At 68.3% G+C, this 20,317-nt stretch carries 16 protein-coding genes and 1 pseudogene; 6 read left to right on the top strand and 11 right to left on the bottom strand.

The genetic code is table 11. The features are described 5' to 3' along the window. Positions 1-12: 12 nt before the first annotated feature. The 3 genes from J7024_RS03845 to J7024_RS03835 are packed head-to-tail and all read right to left on the bottom strand — an operon-like array spanning position 13 to position 2,512. Positions 13-1,014: an HpnL family protein gene (locus J7024_RS03845; protein ID WP_124826222.1), complete on the bottom strand. Its 1,002-nt coding sequence runs from the start codon at positions 1,012-1,014 to the stop codon at positions 13-15. Then, positions 1,011-1,820 (bottom strand): HalD/BesD family halogenase, encoded by an 810-nt coding sequence (locus tag J7024_RS03840; protein WP_124826221.1) that lies wholly within the window; start codon positions 1,818-1,820, stop codon positions 1,011-1,013. The genes J7024_RS03845 and J7024_RS03840 overlap by 4 nt, the downstream gene beginning before the upstream one ends. Beyond that, positions 1,817-2,512: a CDP-alcohol phosphatidyltransferase family protein gene (locus J7024_RS03835; protein WP_124826220.1), complete on the bottom strand. Its 696-nt coding sequence runs from the start codon at positions 2,510-2,512 to the stop codon at positions 1,817-1,819. The genes J7024_RS03840 and J7024_RS03835 overlap by 4 nt, the downstream gene beginning before the upstream one ends. A 646-nt stretch (positions 2,513-3,158) precedes the next feature. Here J7024_RS03835 and J7024_RS03830 point away from each other — a divergent pair. Further along, the gene (locus J7024_RS03830; protein WP_124826219.1) at positions 3,159-4,673 is read left to right on the top strand and encodes an acetyl-CoA hydrolase/transferase family protein; all 1,515 of its coding nucleotides are present in this window, start codon (positions 3,159-3,161) and stop codon (positions 4,671-4,673) included. A gap of 55 nt (positions 4,674-4,728) precedes the next feature. Here J7024_RS03830 and J7024_RS03825 read toward each other — a convergent pair whose 3' ends face one another. Continuing rightward, a complete protein-coding gene (locus J7024_RS03825; protein WP_124826302.1) occupies positions 4,729-6,210 on the bottom strand; it encodes a DHA2 family efflux MFS transporter permease subunit in 1,482 nt (493 codons plus the stop codon). Between the two features lie 189 nt (positions 6,211-6,399). On the opposite strand from J7024_RS03825, the gene J7024_RS03820 reads away from it, so the two are divergent. Both J7024_RS03820 and J7024_RS03815 read left to right on the top strand, forming a co-directional pair. Next, entirely contained in the window at positions 6,400-6,840 is a 441-nt protein-coding gene (locus J7024_RS03820) for a MarR family winged helix-turn-helix transcriptional regulator (RefSeq protein WP_124826218.1), read from the top strand. Positions 6,841-6,896: 56 nt separating this feature from the next. After that, on the top strand, positions 6,897-7,970 hold the full coding sequence (locus J7024_RS03815; protein ID WP_124826217.1) for a tetratricopeptide repeat protein: 1,074 nt from the start codon (positions 6,897-6,899) through the stop codon (positions 7,968-7,970). Between the two features lie 87 nt (positions 7,971-8,057). Here J7024_RS03815 and J7024_RS03810 read toward each other — a convergent pair whose 3' ends face one another. Then, a complete protein-coding gene (locus tag J7024_RS03810) occupies positions 8,058-8,555 on the bottom strand; it encodes a DUF2938 domain-containing protein (protein ID WP_124826216.1) in 498 nt (165 codons plus the stop codon). Between the two features lie 138 nt (positions 8,556-8,693). Between J7024_RS03810 and J7024_RS03805 the strand changes: the two genes are divergently transcribed. Beyond that, on the top strand, positions 8,694-9,119 hold the full coding sequence (locus J7024_RS03805) for a helix-turn-helix domain-containing protein (protein WP_124826215.1): 426 nt from the start codon (positions 8,694-8,696) through the stop codon (positions 9,117-9,119). Between the two features lie 61 nt (positions 9,120-9,180). On the opposite strand, the gene J7024_RS03800 is transcribed toward J7024_RS03805, so the two are convergent. Then, positions 9,181-10,059, bottom strand: coding sequence for a helix-hairpin-helix domain-containing protein (locus tag J7024_RS03800; protein WP_124826214.1), 879 nt, complete (start codon positions 10,057-10,059; stop codon positions 9,181-9,183). A 212-nt stretch (positions 10,060-10,271) separates the two neighbouring features. Beyond that, positions 10,272-11,831, bottom strand: a complete 1,560-nt coding sequence (locus J7024_RS03795) for a sigma-70 family RNA polymerase sigma factor (protein ID WP_124826213.1) — start codon at positions 11,829-11,831, stop codon at positions 10,272-10,274. Positions 11,832-12,141: 310 nt separating this feature from the next. On the opposite strand from J7024_RS03795, the gene J7024_RS03790 reads away from it, so the two are divergent. Both J7024_RS03790 and J7024_RS03785 read left to right on the top strand, forming a co-directional pair. Further along, positions 12,142-12,579: a hypothetical protein gene (locus J7024_RS03790; RefSeq protein ID WP_234744801.1), complete on the top strand. Its 438-nt coding sequence runs from the start codon at positions 12,142-12,144 to the stop codon at positions 12,577-12,579. Positions 12,580-12,612: 33 nt separating this feature from the next. Continuing rightward, positions 12,613-13,379, top strand: a pseudogene (locus J7024_RS03785) (SH3 domain-containing protein). A gap of 107 nt (positions 13,380-13,486) precedes the next feature. On the opposite strand, the gene ilvD reads toward J7024_RS03785, so the two are convergent. From ilvD to J7024_RS03765, 4 genes are all read right to left on the bottom strand, one after another. Next, entirely contained in the window at positions 13,487-15,346 is a 1,860-nt protein-coding gene (gene ilvD, locus J7024_RS03780; protein WP_124826210.1) for a dihydroxy-acid dehydratase, read from the bottom strand. Positions 15,347-15,607: 261 nt separating this feature from the next. After that, a complete protein-coding gene (locus J7024_RS03775; RefSeq protein WP_124826209.1) occupies positions 15,608-16,630 on the bottom strand; it encodes an Ldh family oxidoreductase in 1,023 nt (340 codons plus the stop codon). Further along, positions 16,623-18,215 carry an aldehyde dehydrogenase (NADP(+)) gene (locus tag J7024_RS03770; protein WP_124826208.1) on the bottom strand — a complete coding sequence of 531 codons (1,593 nt, stop codon included), beginning with the start codon at positions 18,213-18,215 and terminating at the stop codon, positions 16,623-16,625. The genes J7024_RS03775 and J7024_RS03770 overlap by 8 nt, the downstream gene beginning before the upstream one ends. 71 nt (positions 18,216-18,286) lie before the next feature. After that, positions 18,287-19,912: an APC family permease gene (locus J7024_RS03765; RefSeq protein ID WP_124826207.1), complete on the bottom strand. Its 1,626-nt coding sequence runs from the start codon at positions 19,910-19,912 to the stop codon at positions 18,287-18,289. Between the last annotated feature and the right edge of the window lie 405 nt (positions 19,913-20,317).

The raw sequence follows: 20,317 nt of genomic DNA, 5'->3' as shown, positions 1-20,317 counted from the left end.
GGATCTGAACGATCAGTCGGCGAGCGGCTGCGGCGCGCGGCGCCGCTGCCAGTTTCTTTCACTGAAATGCAGATAGAGCAGGCCGGGCAGGCCGAGCGCGAGTTCGCGCGCGCGCTTCGCGAGCGACAGCGCGAGCGCCGCGTCGGGCGGCAGGCCGACCAGCGGGGCGAGCAGCAGGTAACCGCCTTCCTGTGCGCCGAGCGAGCCGGGAATCGCGAACGCCGCACCGCGAATCGCCTGGCCGACGCTCTCGAGCAGCAGCGCGTCGAGCCAGCTGACCGGGTGCCCGAGGAAGTGCAGCGCGAGCCACACTTCGGCGGTGCCGACGATCCAGCCGACGAGGCTCAATGCGAAGGTCTTCGCGACCTTCGCGCGATCGCGGTACAGCGCACCGACCGCGTCGTCGATCGCGTCCGCGCGGGTCGCCAGCGACGACCAGTCGCGCGGGCCGAGCAGCTTCGACGCGATGCGCAGCCCGCGGCCGAACAGCCCGCGCCGCTGCGCCGCGTAGAACGCGATGGCGAGCGCGCCGAGCACGCCGGTGGCGATCAGCGCGGGCGTGCGCAGATGCGCGACCGAATCGTGCGTCGCATAGAGACTGAACGCGGCGATGCCGATCAGCGCGAACGCCATCTGCGCGAGCGCCTGCATCGTCGTGCTGACGGTGACGACGGCGGCTGCATCGGCCATGCGCGTGCCGCGCTGCGCGAGATGGCGCACCATCAGCACCGGGCCGCCGATCTGTCCGGCGGGCAGCAGGCTGTTTACCGATTCGCCGACCCAGCGCGCGCGCAGCGCGTTGCCGAGCTCGGCGCCCGGCTGGCCGCGGCGGAACATCACGGAAATCGCCATCGCGTCGATCACGAGCGGCACGACGTGGAATGCCGCGACGAGCGCGAGCCCCCAGCCTGCCGCGAGGAACGTCGACGCAACCGCGCCGACACCCTGCCACGCGAGCAGGGCGACGAACAGTGCCGTGCCGAGCGACAGCAGGATCAGGCCGGCGCGTGTCATGACCCGCTCGTCCGTCGCGACGCCAGTTGCTTGAACACCTGGCGGAAACCGAAATACGCGATCGCGTCCTTCATGTTCGAGATGAAGCGCTTCCACGGCCGCATGCCGGGGTTCGTGACGTATTCGAAGGTGAGCGACACGCGCATCTCGTTCTGGCCGAGCGGCGTGATGCGATGGCGCAGCTTGTCGCCGTCGAACAGCACGATGCCGCCGTCGGCGATCTGCACGGAACCCGGTTCGTCGGGCACGTCCGGGTTGCGCGTGTGCAGCTCGTAGTCGAGCCGGCACGACGATTCGTCGATCACGCCGATCAGCAGCGTGTAGCGGCGGCCGTCGTAGTACGACGTGTCGTAGTGCCAGCCGATGTGGTCGCCCGGCTTCGTGTAGTAGTACAGCGCGTAAGCGTGCGGATCGTTGTCCGGCGACAGCATCAGCTTGTCGCCGGTGACCTTCTCCAGGAAGCCGAGCAGCGCCTTCGAGCGGTACAGTTCCGCGATGTACGGCGCCTGCTCGTCGATCGTATGACGGCTCACGCTGCCGCCCTGCTTGTGGCCGGGCAGGTAATTGCGGTTCAGGCCGGGCTGCATCGCGCGCGCGGCATCCGCGAGTTTCGCGTAGGCGTCGGGCGGCAGGAACGCGTCCAGATACAGGAACGACCCCTGGCGCGTGTAGTCGCCGCGCAGACGGTCGAGATCGAGGCGGCCGACGCAGTCGGCCACGGTGCGATCGGGATCGGCCGCAACCGCGCGCGCAGGCGCGGGGCGTGCCGGGCTCAGCACGGAGTCGTCGCGCGTGCTAGGAGTCATTTGGAAGCCTGGATTTCGGTTGGGTTCTGCGCGGCCGGGTTCTGCGGGCGGTTGCCGCGCCGCACGACGCGCCACCAGTCGATCACGACCCAGGCGGCGAACAGCGGAGCGCCGATCGACGCCGCGAGCAGAAACGGCTGGACGCCGCTGGTGAGGGTCACGAGCGGCAGTAGATAAAGGACGTCCTCCGTCTCGAAGCCGCCGGCGAATGCCTGCTTGGTGCCGGCCTTGCCCGCGATCGATTCGATCCGCATGCGCAGGAAGAAGATCAGCGCGACGGCCGCGCCGGCCACCGCGCCGAGCAGTACCGGCGACGTGACCATCTGGCCGCCCTGGGCGACGATGCCGACGCCCATGCTGACGAACAGCGCGACCGTCACGAGCGCATCGGCCGCGAGGTCGTAAAAGTGACCGATCTTGCTGGTTTTGCCGCTGATGCGCGCGAGTTCGCCGTCGGTGTGGTCGACGAAGTTCGACAGCACGATCAGGAATGCGCCTGCGTTGCTCCAGCCGAAACCGCCGTGCGCAAGGCACCAGGCGCCGGCGAGGCCGATCAGCAGACGTACGGTGGTGAGGTGATTCGGGGTGACGGGGGTGTCGACGAGCGGTCGGACAAGCGAGCGCGCCAGCCGCGCATCCCAGGTGCGCGGCAGGGGGGGCTCGGAGCGTGTTGCAGTTTTTCTTTGGTCCATCGGCGAAATATATACGGAATTGTAATTTGTTGCTTTTTATTCGATCAATGTCCTGACATGCGGGAGTGTTACCGCGTATTCCAGACATCGGTCGGTTGCGAACCGGATGCGCGAAACGGCGTTCGGACAGGCGGGCCATACCTGATCCAGTGTGGTTCGCGTGGCGCGACTGTCAAGGGCGCCCGGGCCTGTCGCGCGGGCTCGGCGGCGTTTTCATGCGCGTACCGCCGGTGGCTGCGCGCGTGCGCGGTTTGATGTCGATCAGGCAGGAAAAACGGTGGCGGGCGACAAATGGTCGTGCCGATCACGCGTCGGTTCTTGCAGATTCATTACGGCCGTGAGCGCGGACAATGTGCGCGTGTTTCGGCCGATTCGTCGTTCGCTTTCGCGCACCTTTCGGGTGCATCCGCTGCGTGCGCGGCGCAGCGCGCCGAGGGTTCGCGCCTGTCACAGAACGGCCGTTCGATACCCGATACATTCAGTAAGTATCTTTTGCATTCAGCGGACATTTCGCGGCGATGGCCTCTGCGATACTCCGACCGTGCCTGTGGTGCCGGCCGCTCCTCGCGGCCCCAAGGGCTTCGCGTCGCTCCGGAGACACCCCCCGCGACGTCAACGACAGACCAAAAGCGTCAGATATACAGCCATGTCTTCTTCACGCATCCTCGCTCCCGCCCTGCGTTCGCTCGTCCGCACCGCCGACGAAGCCGCCGCGCTGATCCGTCCCGGCATGACCGTCGCGATGAGCGGCTTCACCGGCTCGGGCTATCCGAAGGCCGTGCCGGCCGCGCTCGCCGCGCATATCGACGCGGCGCACTCGCGCGGCGAGGACTTCCGGATCAACGTACTGACGGGCGCCTCGACCGCGCCGGAACTCGACGGCGCGCTCGCGCGCACCAACGGCATCTCGATGCGCCTGCCGTACCAGTCCGACCCGACGCTGCGCGACAAGATCAACGGCGGCGAAGTCGACTATCAGGACGTCCACCTCAGTCATGTCGCGCAATACGCGTGGTTCGGGCTGTACGGCGACCTCGACGTCGCGATCGTCGAAGTCGCGGGCATCCGCGAAGACGGGCTGCTGATTCCGTCCGCGTCGATCGGCAACAACAAGACGTGGCTCGAGCGCGCCAGGCATGTGATTCTCGAAGTCAATGCGCGCCAGCCGCTCGGCCTCGACGGGATGCACGACGTCTATTACGGTACCGCGCTGCCGCCGCATCGCAAGCCGATTCCGCTGACGAAAAGCGACGACCGCATCGGCGAGCCGTACCTGCGCTGCCCGGCCGACAAGATCGTCGCGATCGTCGAGACCGATGCGCCGGACCGCAGCAACGCATTCTCCGCGCCGGACGCTACGTCGAAGCAGATCGCGTTGCAACTGATCGACTTCCTGCGCCACGAAGTGAAGCGCGGCCGTCTGCCGGAAAACCTGCTGCCGCTGCAGTCGGGTGTCGGCAACATCACGAACGCGGTGCTCGCGGAACTGAGCTCGGCCGGCTTCTCGAACCTGACCGCTTACACCGAAGTGATCCAGGACGGCATGCTCGACCTGCTCGACGACGGCACGCTGAGCTTCGCGTCGGCCACGGCGCTGTCGCTGAGCCCGGCCGCCGTGCAGCGTTTTGCCGACGAGATCGCGACGTTCCGCGAAAAGATCCTGCTGCGTCCGCAAGAGATCAGCAACCATCCCGAACTCGTGCGCCGCCTCGGCTGCATCGCGATGAACGGGATGATCGAGGCCGACATCTACGGCAACGTGAACTCGACGCACGTGATGGGCACGAAGATCCAGAACGGCATCGGCGGCTCGGGCGACTTCGCTCGCAACGGCTACCTGTCGTGTTTCATGTCGGCCAGTACCGCGAAGGGCGGCGCGATCTCGCGGATCGTGCCGATGGCGAGCCACGTCGACCATACCGAGCACGATGTCGCAGTGGTGGTCACCGAGCAGGGGCTCGCCGATCTGCGCGGCCTGTCGCCGAAGCAGCGCGCGCGCAAGGTCATCGCGACCTGTGCGCACCCGGATTACCGGCCGATGCTCGAGGACTACTTCGAGCGCGCGTCGCGCGAGAGCTTCGGCAAGCACACGCCGCATCTGCTCGCCGAGGCGCTGTCGTGGCACGAACGCTACGTGCGTACCGGCACGATGAAGGCCTGACGGGAGGTTTGACACGACGCAACGGGCGCGCGCGATGCATGCGCCCGGCGTGTCGTCAATCCATCGCCGCGTGCGAGACGTCGACGCTCGCCGTTTTCTGCGGCGGGCGGATCAGCAGCAACAGCGGGATCATCAGCAGCGTCGCGACGAACATCAGCTTGAAGTCGTTCAGGTACGCGATCATCGCGGCCTGCTGGTTGATCGTGCGGTCGAGCAGGGCGATGTCCAGATTGCTGCCGGCCATCGCCTGCACGGCCGGGTTGAACGGCGTGATGTGGGTCGCGAGGTCGGCGTGCGCGACCTGCGTGTTGCGCGTCATCAGCGTCTGCACGATCGAGATGCCGATACTGCTGCCGATGTTGCGCATCAGGCTGTAGGTCGCCGTGCCGTCCGCACGCAACTCGGGCGTCAGCGTCGAGAACGACAGCGCGCTCAGCGGCACGAACACCAGCCCCAGCCCGAAGCCCTGGACCACGCCGGGCCACACGATGTCCGCCTCGGACAGCACGATCGTGTACTGCATCATCTGCCACAGCGCGAGCGCGGAAATCGCCAGCCCGGCGAGCAGCAGCGCGCGCGCGTCCACGTATTTCAATAATCGCCCGACGAACAGCATCGCGATCATCGTGCCTGCGCCGCTCGGCGCGGTGACGAGGCCCGTCGTCGCGACCGGATAGCCCATCAGGTTCTGCAGCATGGGCGGCAATAGCGCACGCGTCGCATACAGCACCGCGCCGACGACGAAGATGAACAGCGTGCCGGTCGCGAAGTTCGGGTCGCGCAGCAATTCCGACTTGAAGAACGAGGCCTTGCCGACGGTCGCCGTATGCACGAGGAAGAACGCGAAGCCGAGCGCCGCGACGAGCGCCTCGATGCGGATCTCGTACGAGCCGAACCAGTCGAGCTGTTCGCCGCGGTCGAGCATCGCCTGGAACGCACCGATCGCGAGCGCGAGCGTCGCGAAGCCGAACGCGTCGAATTTCACGTGCGGGCGCGGCGCGCGCGCGGGCAGGAAGGTCAGCACGCCGGCCAGCGCGAATGCGCCGATCGGCACGTTGATGAAGAACACCCAGCGCCAGTTGTAGCTGTCGGTGAGCCAGCCGCCGAGCGTCGGGCCGAGGATCGGGCCGACCATCACGCCCATCCCCCAGATCGCCATCGCCTGACCCTGTTTCTCGCGCGGGTTGATGTCGAGCAGGATCGATTGCGACAGCGGCACCAGCGCGGCGCCGAACACGCCCTGCAGTAACCGCGCGCCGACGATCTGCACGAGCGACTCGGACAGCCCGCACAGCGCGGACGCGATCGTGAAGCCCGCGATCGAGATCGTCAGCAGCCGCTTCATGCTGAGCCGGTCGGACAGCCAGCCGGTCAGCGGCGTCGCGATCGCCGCGGCGACGATGTAGGAGGTCAGCACCCAGGTGATTTCGTCCTGCGACGCGGACAGCGTGCCCTGCATGTGCGGCAGCGCGACGTTCGCGATCGTGCTGTCGAGCGTCTGGATCAGCGTCGCGAGCATGATCGACAAGGTCAGCATCGGCCGATTGAGGGCGGGCGGCGAGGCGGCAGCGTCGGCGGCGGGGGGATTCAAGCGGTGTCTCCGTGGAGCGGTCGCCGTGGGCGGCAATCCGGTATGACCGGAATTATAAGCACGCTTATTATATTTGTGCTCATCGCCGCAGCCGTGTCGCGCGGGTCATGAACGGCTTGACCCTATAATCGCCCGATGGACAAGACCTACGAGAACCGGATCGGCTACCTGATCTCCGACGTGGCACGCCTGCACGGACGCCTGTTCGACCGGCGCGCGAAGCGCCTCGGGCTGACGCGCGCGCAAAGCCGCGTGCTCGCGTATCTCACGTGGAAAGGCGAGATGAATCAGGCGCGGCTTGCGGAATGGCTCGAGATCACGCCGATCTCGCTGACACGGCTGCTCGACCGGATGGAAGGCTACGGCTGGATCGAGCGGATCGCGAACGACGAAGATCGCCGCGCGTTCGTGATCCGTCTGACCGACAAGTCGCGCGCGATCTTTCCGCAGATGCTGGAAGTGGGCGATACCGTGTCCGACGACGGGCTGCGCGGCTTCACCCCCGACGAGCGCGACACGCTGGTGCGCCTGCTCGGGCGCGTGCGCCACAACCTGATCGACAGCGGCGGCGAATGATGCGGGCGTCCGTCAGGGCGCGCCGTTTGCAACAACAATAAAGAGAACACCGAGAGATGGCACAGGCACGACGAATCGGCCGGAAGACCCGTATTGCAATTTTCACCGCGCTCGCGCTGGTCCTGATCCTCGGGATCGGCATCGTCTGGCTCGCGCACGACGACGATGTGCCCATGACGTTCGACGAGGCGATGGCGAAGGCGAAGCTCGGCGACCCGGTCGGCGAGTACAACGTGGGCGTGATGTACGAGACCGGCAACGGCATCGAGCGCAATGTCGACGAAGCCGCGAAGTGGTACAGGCGTGCGGCCGATCAGGGCGATTCGTCCGCGCAGAACAATCTCGGCACGCTTTACGAAGACGGCACCGGCGTCCCGCAAAGCGCGTCGGAGGCCGTGGGCTGGTATCGGCGCTCGGCCGCGCAGGACAACGCGAGCGCGTGGGGCAATCTTGGCCGCGCATACGAGGATGGTCGAGGCGTGCCGCAAGATCTGGCGGAGGCGGTGCGCTTCTACCGGCTTGCGGCCGAACACGGCTCGGCCAAAGGGCAATTGTTCCTCGGGATGATGTACGACGACGGCAAGGGCGTGCCGCAGGATTACGCGGAAGCCGCGAAATGGTATCGACGGGCGGCCGAGCAGGACAACCCGAAGGCGCAGAACAGCCTCGGCTATCTGTACGACGTCGGGCACGGGGTGCCTCAGAGCGATACCGACGCATTCAACTGGTACCGGCGTGCCGCGGAACAGGGCAATGCGAACGCGCAGAACAATCTCGGCCTGATGTACGAAAACGGGCAGGGCGTGCGCAAGGACGACGCCGAAGCCGTGAGCTGGTACCGGCTGGCTGCCGAGCAGGGCATCGCATCGTCGCTGTTTCGTCTCGGCCTGATGTACTACTCGGGGGAGGGCGTCGGATACGATCCGATCGCCGCGAATGCGCTGTTCGGTCTGGCCGCTGCAGCGGGCGATACGCGTGCGCAGACGTATCTCGATCAGGGCGCGAAACTCACGGCGCCGGCCGATATCGAGAAAGCCGCGCGGCTGAAGGCGGCGATGAGCCGGCCGGGCAAACTGCTCGACGCGCTCGACCATTACGAGGAAACGGCGCAACGCAGCGACGGCGGGTGAGGTCTTGATGGCCGCTCCGCTTGGATGGACGTGGAGCACGCTTTCTCCACCGGGCAGCGGTTGCGCGACTGTTTTCGGCCTGGTCTGTCAGCGACCCGGCGCGGACAGCGCGATCGCCGCCAGATAAAGCCCCGCGCCGAACGCCAGATGCGCGACGATGCTGCGCCGGCGCACGATGGCCGGCTGCGGCGTGCGCGATGCGGCGACGCCCAAGCCGAATGCCGGCTGCATCACGAAGAACGGTGCCGCGACGCTGGCAAGGCCCGCGACGAGCGCCGGCACGGGCGTCGGCGCGCCGACCCATTCCGTGCCGGCGATCGCGACGGGCAGCACGGCGAACGCGGCACCGATCGCGTAATGCGCGATCCAGCCGAACGCCCGTTCGCCCGGCACGGGCGGCGCGGTGACGATCGACGCGTGCCGGAACCGGCCGCGCATCATGTGGCCTAGCCAGCGGCCGACCAGCGCGTAGTCGAGCGACGGAATTCCGAACATCCTGCGCCGGAACAGAGCCCACAAATCCATCAAGAGCGTGGCGCCTGCGCCGATCAGCAGGATGCGCGGCAGGAGGCCGGACGAGGTCATCGAGCGCCTCCGCAGGGAATGGCGGCGGCTGCGTGGCGCAACGGGCGACGGGACGGTTTCGGCGGTGTCATGGCGGTGGGCTTGTGTTGAAGGATGCGAGCGACTATCTTGCAACTTCAAGTTCACTTGAGGTCAAGCATGAGTCGTCTGGACATCGCCGAAGTCGCGCGCCGCTCGGGATTGCCCGCGTCGACGCTGCGTTACTACGAGGAAAAGGGCTTGATCGTGCCGATGGGTCGTCACGGGCTGCGGCGCCAATACGACGAGTCGGTGCTGGAACGCCTCGCGCTGATCGCGCTCGGCCGGGAGGCCGGTTTTTCGCTGGACGACATCCTTGCGATGTTCGGCGCGGACGGCCGGCCTGCGATCGATCGCGCGAAGCTCGACGACAAGGCCGACGAGCTCGATCGCACGATCCGCCGTCTCGGTGCGGTGCGCGATGCGTTGCGACATGCGGCCGTTTGCCCGGCGCCGAGCCATCTCGAGTGCCCGTCGTTTCGCAAGCTGCTGCGTATCGCCGCGCATCGTCATCCGGCGCGTCGTACAAAGGCGGAGGGTACGTAGGCGGCCTGGCCAGGCATCATTGCGCAACGGCCTGCCGCACCTCGCTAGTGCGCCGCTCGCCTCATCCCGCGTAATACACGCGGCATTCCATTTCGCGTCCGCGCACGATGCGCTTGCCGACGAGCGTGCCGAGCGTTTCGGTGACGATCGTCCGCTGATGCTCGCATTGCAACGCGTCGTAGAAGTAGAGCGCGACCCAGTCCGCCGTGCGAACGGCGTCCTGCGGGCGCGCGGGATACGGGCACAGCGCGGTGAAATGCCAGCCGCCTTTCGTCATGTGCATCACCGGCGGCGACACGCTGACGTCCGCGTTCACGCGCCGGGGCACGAGCGTCGGCAGGATGCCGGCGGCGGCCTTGTTGCGATACAGGCGATCGATGTAAAGCAACAGTTCGACGGGCGGTTCGGTGCCGGGGTCGGCGTTGCGCGCATGGCCTTGCCAGCGCCGCCGCCGGGTCAGCACGTCGTCGAGCGTGGCGCGGATGCCGGCCGCGCGGCGCGGGCCGACGCCGGCGATCGTTTCGAGCTGGCCGCTGCGGGCCGCGCGTTCGAGATCCTCGAGCGTATCGATGTGCAACTGGTCGTGAATCCGCAGCGCGAGCGCGTGGCCGATGCCCGGCACGGCTTCGAAGGCGGACGCGCGTTCCGCTTCGCCGCGCAGCCGGTCGAGCAGGCGCCAGCGTCCGGTCACCAGCAGTTCGGCGATCGCCTGCGCGACGCCCGTGCCGGTCTCCGGCAGCGCGCCGAGCGCATTGACACCGCCCGCGTCGAAGCGTGTGCGCAGGCTGTCGTCGAGCGACTCGATCGTGTCGGCCGACGCGCGATATGCGGCAACCCGATAGGGGTTGGCGCCCTGGTCGGCAAGCAACTGCGCGGCTTCGCGCAGGCATGCCGCGATCTGCCGGTTTTCCTCGTTCGTCTCGCTGACGCTCGTCTGCATGGAGAGGGGCCCGGGAAAGCGCAAGCGGAATGGGCGCGGCGCATCACGCGCCGGTCTATCTTGCATGTCAGCATATTGTCGCGGCAAGCGACGAACAAAACTTGATGCGCGTCAATGGCAAACGTTGCACCGGCGTGAACCGGGCCGCGCGCGGCGCTGTCGGCGTTCGTGCCGGGATGCAGCACCAACGCGCGGCCGCGCGCCGCGGCCGGTTACGCGTCGAGGAACGCGTGCGCGCCTTCGGCCTCGGCGGCCGTGCGCAGCGTCGCGAGTGCGCGCTTCTCGATCTGCCGCACGCGTTCGCGCGACATCCCCGCGTCCTGCGCAATCGCGTCGTAGGTGTCGGGCTCGGCGCCGCCGAGACCGAACCGCCGGCGCAGCACGTCGGCCTCGGCCGGCGTGACGGAGCGCAGCAGCGACGTCACGCATTCGCGCATGCGCGTGTTCGCCAGCCGCTCGAACGGGCTCGCCGAAGTCTGGTCCTCGACCAGGTCGACGAGGCCGGTGTCCGTGTCGGGCATCGGCGTGTCGAGCGACAGCGGCTCCGCGGGCAGCGCGAGCACGGCGCGCAGCTTGTCCTCGGCCATCCCGGTTTCGGCGGCGAGGTCGGCCGGCGTCGCGCGACGGCCCGTGCGCTGGCGGAAGCGCAATGCGTGCCGCTGCACGCGCTGGTACTGGTCGCCGACGTGCACGGGCACTCGGATCGTGCGCGAGCGGTCGGCGACCGCGCGGGCGACCGCCTGCCGGATCCACCAGGTCGCATAGGTCGAAAACTTGAAGCCGCGCCGGTATTCGAACTTCTCGATCGCACGCATCAGGCCCAGGCAGCCGTCCTGCACGAGGTCCGGCAGTTCGACGCCGCGGTTCATGTACTTGCGCGCGATCGACAGCACGAGCCGCAGATTCGCTTCCAGCATCGCGCGGGTGCCGTCGCGCACTTTCTGCTGACCGTCGCTCAGCGCGGCGCCGAGTGCCCGCCGCGCGACTGCGTCGAAGCAGGCGGCGTCGCTGCCGGCGGGCGTGTCCGGAGCATCGGACGGCATGGACGCGAGCGTACGCACGACGCGGCTCGCGTCGTCGACGGCCGGTGCAACCCATGCGAGCGTATCGAGCAACGCGGTGAGCCGGTTGCGCGCGTCGCGGTATTCGGTCGAGCGGCAGCCTTGCGCGTGCAGTGCGCCGCGCACGGCCGCGACCGCGTCGAGCAGCGTGTCGTAGCGCGCGGGGGCTGGCGTGTCGGCGTCGCCGTCCTTGACTTCATCGCCCTCGTCGCCGGCCGCGCCGGTTGCAGCCGTTGCGCCGTGGCGCGCGAGCAGCACGTCGACCGCCGCAGGACAACCGGCGAGCGCATGCAGGATCTGGTGGCGGCCCGTTTCGATTTCGCGCGCCAGTACGATTTCGTCTTCGCGCTTGAGCAGCGGCACGGCATGGATGCGCCGCATGTAGAGCGCGAGCGGATCGGTCGAGGCGCTCGCGCCGCGGGCGAGATCGCCGAGCAGCGCGCGGCCCTCGTCGAGCGCGTCGCGATCGACGTCGGCCTGCGCTGTGCCCGCGAACGGCACCGGCGCGGCCGGCTCGTCGAGCACGGCAATGCCGATGTCCGCCAGCGCAGCGCGCACGACGTCCAGCGCGTCGGGGCTGTCGCTTTCGGGCGGCAGCGCGTCGACGATGTCGGCGTGCGTTAGATAACCCTGCTCGCCGGCAAGGGCCAGCAACTGGATGATCGGATCGAGGGGCGTGTCCGCCCGGAGTGTGGGGCGTGGCGTGGTCATGTCGATGGCGGCGCGAGCCGCGTTCCTGTCTGGGCGGGCCGAAGTCCGCGGGTTTTTCGGGCTGCCGGTGTCCGCGGACGCCCGTCCGCGCCGGCCAGCCTGGCTAGGTTCAAGTTGAGGGCATTTGCGCGAACTTCAACTCGGGCGCGGCAGACGCGCGAGCACGCCGCATGCTCGCGGCAGCCGGGAACCGCCGTTCGGTGCGGGAAACAAAAAGTAACCGATCATACCCCGCGGAAATATGCAGGAGACGTAAGCTAGAGGCAGGCGCGCGCCACGCGACGCCGCAAGGATTCCTGCGGAGCATTGTATGAACGCTATCACCGCCGCGAGGCCGATCGCCATGGCGCTGGCCATGCTGACGCTGAGCGGCTGCTATTACACGGGGCCGTATGGTTATGGACCGTATTACGCGCCCGTGCCTGCCACGGTAACGCAGCGCGAGTTGCCGGTTGGACCGGCGAGCCCGGCGCCGCCTGTCTCGTCGGCGTCTGCCGTGCCGACGGTGCCTGCCGCGCCGCCGCCGGCGGACGACTACGCGCAAGCCCCGGCTTATGTCACGCCGGCCTACGTGCCGTACCCGGCCTACTATCCCGCGTATTACCCGGGCTGGTACGGCCCGCCCGTCACGATAGGCCTCGGCTTCTGGGGGCACTGGGGCGGCGGATACCGGGGCGGATACTGGCGCCGTCCGTGGGGAGGCGGCCACTGGGGTGGCGGACATTGGGGCGGTGGCCATCGACACTGACCGGCGCGCGGCGGAACCGCGCGGGAGAGCATCATGAGCAATACCCTCATTCGAAGTCTGTGCGCCGTTCTCTTCGGCATCGCGGCCATACCGGGCATCGCCGACGCACAAAGCAGCGCCTACACGAACTCGGCGGCCGAACTGTATGCCGGGCCAGCGCCCGATTACCCGGTCGTCGCGCAGATCCCGCCGGGCACCGCGCTGGACGTGTTCGGCTGCCTGAGCGACTACACGTGGTGCGACGTCGCGCTGCCGGGCGTGCGCGGCTGGATCGACGCGGAGCAGCTCGACTATCCGTACCAGGGCAACTACGTGCCGCTGCTCCAGTACGGCGCGATCATCGGCGTGCCGATCACCGGGTTCGCGATCGGCGCGTACTGGGATCGCTACTACCGGAACCGGCCGTGGTTCCATGACCGCGACCGCTGGGAGCATCGCCCCGAGCCGCGGGTCGGCCCGGGGGGAATTGCCGCCGGCACCGGGGCACCCGCAGCCGGGCCCGATCCCTGCACGCACCGGGCGGTGCGCCGCCCGTACAGCATGATGCACGGCCGTCGGCCACGCGCGGCGGCTGGAACGGCGCGAACCGCACACCGCACCGATGCCGGGTGCCGGCGTATGCGCGTGCGCCAGCCCGCCGCCGACTGCGCCGAGTGTCGGGCCGCGGATGATGAGGGTGCCGCAGGGCATCCAGGGCGGCGGCAGGTATGCACGCCCGCAAGGCGGCGAACGGCGGCGGAAACCACGGTGGCGGTGGAGGCGGCGGTGGTGGCGGGGGCAGCGACGAATTCCGTCATTGACTGGCCGCCGCCGGCGCCGCGGCCCCGCCTGGCCGGACGAAAAGCCGCTCCGGGGGGCGGCTTCCTGATCAGGCAGGCGGGCCGTTCGCACGACCCGCCGTCTTGCATCAGTCGTCGAGCAGCGACAGGTCGCGCACGGCGCCCTTGTCGGCCGACATGACGAGCTTCGCATAGGCCTTCAGCGCCGCGGACACCTTGCGCGGGCGCGGTTGCGCCGGCTTCCAGCCCTTCGCGTTCTGCTCTTCGCGGCGGCGCGCGAGTTCCTCGTCCGACACCAGCACGTCGATCGTGCGATTCGGAATGTCGATGCGGATCTTGTCGCCGTCGCGCACGAGGCCGATCGCGCCGCCCGCTGCGGCTTCCGGCGAGCAGTGGCCGATCGACAGGCCCGACGTGCCGCCCGAGAAGCGGCCGTCCGTCAGCAGCGCGCACGCCTTGCCGAGGCCCTTCGACTTGATGTAGCTCGTCGGGTACAGCATTTCCTGCATGCCGGGGCCGCCCTTGGGGCCTTCGTAGCGCACGATCACGATGTCGCCGGCCTTGACCTTGTCGTTCAGGATGTTCTCGACGGCCTCGTCCTGCGACTCGGTCACGTGGGCCGAGCCCTCGAACACGTGGATGCTTTCGTCGACGCCGGCCGTCTTCACCACGCAGCCGTCGAGCGCGATGTTGCCGGTCAGCACGGCGAGGCCGCCTTCCTTCGAGAACGCATGCTCGTACGAGCGGATGCAGCCTTCGGCGCGATCGAGATCGAGGCTCGGCCAGCGCGTGTTCTGGCTGAACGCGACCTGCGTCGGAATCCCGGCCGGGCCGGCGAGATAGAACGTGCGGACCGCTTCGTCCTGCGTGCGGACGATGTCCCACTGGTCGAGCGCATCCTTCAGCGTCGGTGCGTGCACGGTCGGCACGTCGGTGTGCAGCTTGCCGGCGCGCTCGAGCTCGCCGAGGATCGCCATGATGCCGCCGGCGCGGTGCACGTCTTCGATGTGGTACTTGTTCGTGTTCGGCGCGACCTTGCACAGCTGCGGCACGATGCGCGACAGGCGATCGATGTCCTTCATCGTGAAGTCGATGCCGGCTTCCCGCGCGATCGCCAGCAGGTGCAGGATCGTGTTGGTCGAACCGCCCATCGCGATGTCGAGCGTCATCGCGTTTTCGAACGCCTTGAAGCCGACCGAGCGCGGCAGCACGCGCATGTCGTCCTGCTCGTAGTGCTGGCGCGTGAGTTCGACGATGCGGCGGCCGGCGCGCTTGAACAACTGCTCGCGATCGGCATGCGTCGCGACGACCGTGCCGTTGCCCGGCAGCGACAGGCCGAGCGCTTCGGTCAGGCAGTTCATCGAGTTCGCGGTGAACATGCCCGAGCACGAACCGCAGGTCGGGCAGGCCGAACGTTCGACTTCGGCGACGTCCGCATCCGAATACGACTGGTCGGCGGCGATCACCATCGCGTCGACGAGGTCGAGCTTCTTCAGTTCGACGGTCTTGGTCACCGGGTTCGCGAGGCGCGTCTTGCCGGCTTCCATCGGGCCGCCCGACACGAAGATCACCGGGATGTTCAGGCGCATCGCGGCCATCAGCATCCCCGGGGTGATCTTGTCGCAGTTCGAGATGCAGACCATCGCGTCCGCGCAGTGCGCGTTCACCATGTATTCGACCGAGTCGGCGATGATGTCGCGGCTCGGCAGCGAATAAAGCATGCCGTCATGGCCCATCGCGATGCCGTCGTCGACGGCGATCGTGTTGAATTCCTTCGCGACGCCGCCCGCGGCTTCGATTTCGCGCGCGACGAGCTGGCCGAGATCCTTCAGGTGCACGTGCCCCGGCACGAACTGCGTGAACGAGTTGACGACCGCGATGATCGGCTTCGAGAAATCGTCGTCTTTCATGCCGGTGGCGCGCCACAGCGAGCGCGCACCTGCCATGTTGCGGCCGGCGGTGGAGGTTTTGGAACGGTATGTGGGCATTGTGATGGCTGAAGAAATATCGCGGAAAAGGGTGGAGGCACGGGAATGAAGGCCTCTCGCGCGCCCGTGCGAACAACCTCTTGAGCTGCGCCCAGGGCAAACCCGGCGATTATCCCACAGCCGATGGGGCAGTGGCGCCCACGCGGCGGGCAATGCGCCAGGTACGCTGCGCGCAGGCGGGGCGCAGGCGGCGCCAGACGGAGCGGGGGCGGGGGGCGCACCGCCGTTCCGCTGGCGATGGAGGCCGCCGCCGCTCGCGCGTCAGTCGAGCAGCGTCAGGATTTCGTCGTACAGCGCCTGCGGAATCCGCACGCCGTTCGCGACGCTGCGCGCGCGGGCGTCGAAGCGCCGTTGCGACGGCAGACGCGCGCCTTGCCCGGTGATCGCCCCGAACATCCGCTCGCCGCGCGCGAGGCCCGCGTCGAGATCGTCGCCGAGGAACACCTTCGGGTCGAATGCGATCACGAGTTCGCCGTGGCACGGCGTCGCGCCGACGCCTTCGTCGAAGTCCATCGATTCCCGGCTCGTCATGTCGCCGATCAGCGCGCCGCCGAGCAGCTCGACCATTGCCGCGAGCGCCGAACCCTTGTGACCGCCGAACGTGCGCATCGCACCCTGCAGCGCGGCCTTCGGATCGGTGGTCGGCTGGCCGTCGGCGTCGATCGCCCAGTGCGGCGGGATCGCCTTGCCTTGCTTCGCATGCAGCTCGATGTCGCCGCGCGCGATTGCGCTCGTCGCGAAGTCGAACACGAACGGCACGCCGTCCGGGCGCGGCCATGCGAACGCGATCGGGTTCGTGCCGAACACCGGCTCGCGGCCGCCTTCCGGCGCGACCCAGCTATGGCTCGGGTTCATCGCGATGCCGACCAGTCCTGCGGCGGCGATCGCTTCGACTTCGGGCCACAGCGCCGAGAAGTGGTAGCAATTGTTGATCGCCATCGCGGCGATCCCGTGCTGCTTCGCCATCTCGACGAGCACCGGCAGGCCGGTTTCGAAGCTCAGCAGCGAGAAGCCGCGATGCGCGTCGACCGCGACGATCGACGACGACAGCCGGCGCAGCGTCGGCACCGCCTGCGGATCGACCTTGCCCTTCCTCAGCGAGCGCACGCACACGAGCAGCCGGTACACGCCGTGCGAGTGGCACTCGTCGCGCTGGCCCTGCGTGATCACGTTCGCGATCGCCTGCGCATGCGCATCGGACATCCCGTTGTGCGTCAGCACCCGCAGCGCGAGTGCGTGCACTTCATCGAGCGACAGGACGACTTCGGCGAGCGGCTCAGACATTGCGTGCTTCCCGCGGTGCGGGCACGCCGTCGATGCGTTGCGGCACGTTCAGCGGATTGCCGTCGCGGATCGCATCGGGCAGCAGGGCGTCCGGCACGTCCTGGTACGACACCGGACGCAGGAAACGCTCGATCGCGCGTGCGCCGACCGAGGTCGTGCGCGTGTCGGACGTGGCCGGGAACGGGCCGCCGTGCACCATCGCGTGACCGACCTCGACACCCGTGCCGAAGCCGTTGACGAGAATGCGGCCGGCCTTGCGCTCCAGCGTCGGGCGCAGCGTCGCGAACAGCGCGGCATCGCCGTCGGCGAGATGTGCGGCGATCGTCAACTGGCCTTCGAGCGACTTCAGCACGCGATGCAGCGTGTCCGCATCCGGGCAGCGCACGATCAGCGATGCGGGGCCGAACACTTCTTCACGCAGTTCGGGGTGGGCAATGAAGGCATCCGCAGACGTTGCGAACAGCGCCGCGCGCGCCTGATAGCGGCCGCCTTCGACGCCTTCGGCCAGCGACTCCACGGCTGCGTGATTGCGCAGCGCGGCAACGCCTTGCGCATAGCTCGCGTGGATGTGCGGCGTGAGCATCGTCTGCGCGGCGCTCGCCTGCACGGCGGTGGCCGCCGCGGCTTCGAATGCGCGCAGTGCGGGGCCGTCGATCGCGAGCACGAGGCCCGGGTTCGTGCAGAACTGGCCGGCGCCGAGTGCGAGCGACGCGACGAATTGCGGCGCGATCGCGTCGTGGCGCGCGTCGAGCGCGGCCGGGAACAGCAGTACCGGGTTGATCGAGCTCATTTCCGCGTAGACCGGAATCGGCTCGTGGCGCGCGGCCGCGATGTTCATCAGCGCGACGCCGCCACGGCGCGAGCCGGTGAAGCCGACGGCCTTGATGCGCGGATCGGCGACGAGCGCCTGGCCGATTTCGCGCGACGCGTCGAACAGCAGCGAGAACACGCCCGCCGGCAGGCCGCATTCGCGCACTGCTTGCTGGATCGCGCGGCCGACGAGTTCGGACGTGCCCGGATGCGCGGAGTGCGCCTTGACGATCACCGGGCAGCCGGCCGCGAGTGCCGATGCGGTGTCGCCGCCGGCGACCGAGAATGCGAGCGGGAAGTTCGATGCGCCGAACACGGCGACCGGCCCGATCGCGACGTTGCGCAGGCGCAGGTCGACGCGCGGCAGCGGCTTGCGGTCCGGGCGGGCCGGGTCGATGCGCGCATCGACGTAACCGCCGTCGCGCACGAGCGATGCGAACAGCGCGAGCTGGCCGACCGTGCGGCCGCGTTCGCCTTCGACGCGTGCGCGCGGCAGGCCCGTTTCCGTGACGCAGCGCTCGATCAGGCCGTCGCCGAGCGCCATGATGTTGCGGCCGATCGCGTCGAGAAACGCCGCGCGTTGCTCGGGGCTCGTTTCGCGGTACGTGTCGAATGCGTCGTCGGCGAGCGCGCAGGCCGTCTCCAGGTCCTGCAGGCTCGCGCCGCCGAACGCGGGTTCGAGCGTTTCGCCGGTGGCGGCGGCAATCGCGTGGAGGGTGCCGTTCTGTCCGGCGATGGCCGACTGGCCGATCAGGAGCTGACCTGTGAGTTGCATGGTTTTCCTCGGAAAATGCGGGGCCGGGCGTGATGCGCCCGGCCGGAGTGAGAAGGGAAAAAAGGGCGGCGTCAGCCTTCGTCGTCTTCGAGCTGGAGCTTGTCGGACCGGATGCCGGTGTTGGCGCCCCAGTAGTAGATGACGAGCGCGACGGCCGCAACGACGACCGTGTCGTACGGATGCGCGAGCTGGCCGGTGCCGCCGAAGCCGCCGAAGTACGACAGCACGATCATTGCCGCGTAGAACGCGATCAGCCATGCCGACGAGCGCACCTGCTCGGCGAGGCTCAGGTGCGCGGTCGGCACCCAGCGGCGGCACGCGAGATAGATCACGAACATCACGATCTGCAGGCCGAGCAGCCAGGACACCGTGCCCCAGCCCGACCAGTAGACGATCAGCGCGGCAATCACGAACGATGCGGGACCGGTGATGCCGAACGCGACCGCGCGGAACGGCCGCGGCAGGTCGGGGGCGGTGCGGCGCAACGCGGCGACCGACACGGGCGCGACCGCATAGCTCAGCACGAGCGCGGCCGACACGATGTTGATCAGCGCTTCCCACGACGGGAACGGCATCGTCCAGAAGATCGCGAGACCGAACGTGAGCCAGAGGCCAGCGCGCGGGATGCCCGACGCTTCGTCGACGCGCGTGAACACCTTGAAGAACGTGCCCGTCTTCGCCCAGCCGTAGACGACGCGCGGCGTCGCGTTCATGTAGATGTTGCCGCAGCCGCTCGGCGAGATCATCGCGTCGGCGACGACCATCACCGCGAGCCAGCCCACGCCGAGCGCGAGCGCGATGTCGCGATACGGCAGCGAGAATGCCTTGCTCACGTCGTGCCAGCCGGCGGCGAGCATGTCGGTGGGAATGCTGCCGATGAACGCGAGCTGCAGCAGCACGTAGATCAGCGTCGACAGCAGGATCGACAGGATCAGCGCGATCGGGATCGTGCGCTGCGGATTGCGCACTTCACTCGCGACCGACACGATCGGCGTGAGGCCGAGGTACGCGAAGATGATGCCGCCGGCCGACACGGCCATCTCGATGCCCGGCATGCCGAACGGCGCGAAGCCGTGCACGGTCAGGTTGGCTGGCTTGAAGAACGTGAACAGCACCGCGATCACCGACAGCGGCACGATGAACTTGAAGACGCTGATGACGTTGTTCGCCTTCGCGAACGTCTTCACGCTCGAATAGTTCAGGTAAAAGAAGAAGCAGAGCAGCCCGGCCTGCAGGAGCCAGCCGAGCGTGGTCGGATCGCTCGAGCCGGCCTTGGTCAGGCTCGGAAACCACGCGGCCGCGTACTGGCGCGCGGCGACCACTTCGATCGCGATCAGACTCGAGAACGCGATCAGCGTGATGAAGCCCATCAGGTAGCCGAGCAGCGGTCCGTGCGAGAACACCGGGTAGCGGACCACGCCGCCCGCGCGCGGCAGCGCGGCGCCGAGCTCGCAGTAGACGATGCCGAGCAGCAGCACCGAGAAGCCGCCGAGCAGCCACGAGAAGATGCCGGCCGGGCCGGCGATCGTCGACACGTGACTCGCGGCGAACAGCCAGCCCGAACCGAAAATCGCGCCGAGACCGATGAACGTCAGGTCGGTCAGCGACAACTGCTTCTTGAACTTGCCGTGACCCGCGTCGGCGGACGCTGGACCGGAAATCGGGACGGACGAGGATGTGTTGCCTTGGCCTGGCATGGGTTTGTCTCCTGGGTAATGTCGGGGCAGGTGCGTCGGGGCAGGTGCGGTTGCGCCGCGCTCTCACGGAGCAGCGGCGCACACCTGCCGGCCGGCGTGCGACCGGTGCGTGCGACCGGGGCGGGCCGCAGGGCCGTTCATGCGCCGCCGGAGGCGGTGACGCAGCGAGCGGGCCCGAACGGGCCATGCCGGACCGGAAGTGGCGACGCGACGGGGGAAGCCGCTGCGCCGCCAGGGGGGAAATCGATCGGCGCGGTCAGCGGTTCGCCCGGTTCTTTTCGGCGCGGTGCGCGGCGTCGCAAGCGATGGAAGAGCCCGGTGCGACCCCTTTGCTGATGACGGGGAAAACTCCGGCCCGCTGGATGGCGTTTCGACTCACTGCAATCTCCTGCTTCGTATCGATCG

Source organism: Burkholderia sp. WTPI3 (assembly GCF_021483755.1).
Classification (GTDB): domain Bacteria; phylum Pseudomonadota; class Gammaproteobacteria; order Burkholderiales; family Burkholderiaceae; genus Burkholderia.
The sequence above is the reverse complement of the archived record's forward strand: the minus strand, read 5'-3'. Positions and strand labels throughout refer to the sequence as shown.

Bases quoted from the DNA above. Each gene is read 5' to 3' on its own strand.
- J7024_RS03845 (WP_124826222.1), bottom strand. From the start codon at position 1,014: ATGACACGCGCCGGCCTGATCCTGCTGTCGCTCGGCACGGCACTGTTC.
- J7024_RS03840 (WP_124826221.1), bottom strand. From the start codon at position 1,820: ATGACTCCTAGCACGCGCGACGACTCCGTGCTGAGCCCGGCACGCCCC.
- J7024_RS03835 (WP_124826220.1), bottom strand. From the start codon at position 2,512: ATGGACCAAAGAAAAACTGCAACACGCTCCGAGCCCCCCCTGCCGCGC.
- J7024_RS03830 (WP_124826219.1), top strand. From the start codon at position 3,159: ATGTCTTCTTCACGCATCCTCGCTCCCGCCCTGCGTTCGCTCGTCCGC.
- J7024_RS03825 (WP_124826302.1), bottom strand. From the start codon at position 6,210: ATGCTGACCTTGTCGATCATGCTCGCGACGCTGATCCAGACGCTCGAC.
- J7024_RS03820 (WP_124826218.1), top strand. From the start codon at position 6,400: ATGGACAAGACCTACGAGAACCGGATCGGCTACCTGATCTCCGACGTG.
- J7024_RS03815 (WP_124826217.1), top strand. From the start codon at position 6,897: ATGGCACAGGCACGACGAATCGGCCGGAAGACCCGTATTGCAATTTTC.
- J7024_RS03810 (WP_124826216.1), bottom strand. From the start codon at position 8,555: ATGACCTCGTCCGGCCTCCTGCCGCGCATCCTGCTGATCGGCGCAGGC.
- J7024_RS03805 (WP_124826215.1), top strand. From the start codon at position 8,694: ATGAGTCGTCTGGACATCGCCGAAGTCGCGCGCCGCTCGGGATTGCCC.
- J7024_RS03800 (WP_124826214.1), bottom strand. From the start codon at position 10,059: ATGCAGACGAGCGTCAGCGAGACGAACGAGGAAAACCGGCAGATCGCG.
- J7024_RS03795 (WP_124826213.1), bottom strand. From the start codon at position 11,831: ATGACCACGCCACGCCCCACACTCCGGGCGGACACGCCCCTCGATCCG.
- J7024_RS03790 (WP_234744801.1), top strand. From the start codon at position 12,142: ATGAACGCTATCACCGCCGCGAGGCCGATCGCCATGGCGCTGGCCATG.
- ilvD (WP_124826210.1), bottom strand. From the start codon at position 15,346: ATGCCCACATACCGTTCCAAAACCTCCACCGCCGGCCGCAACATGGCA.
- J7024_RS03775 (WP_124826209.1), bottom strand. From the start codon at position 16,630: ATGTCTGAGCCGCTCGCCGAAGTCGTCCTGTCGCTCGATGAAGTGCAC.
- J7024_RS03770 (WP_124826208.1), bottom strand. From the start codon at position 18,215: ATGCAACTCACAGGTCAGCTCCTGATCGGCCAGTCGGCCATCGCCGGA.
- J7024_RS03765 (WP_124826207.1), bottom strand. From the start codon at position 19,912: ATGCCAGGCCAAGGCAACACATCCTCGTCCGTCCCGATTTCCGGTCCA.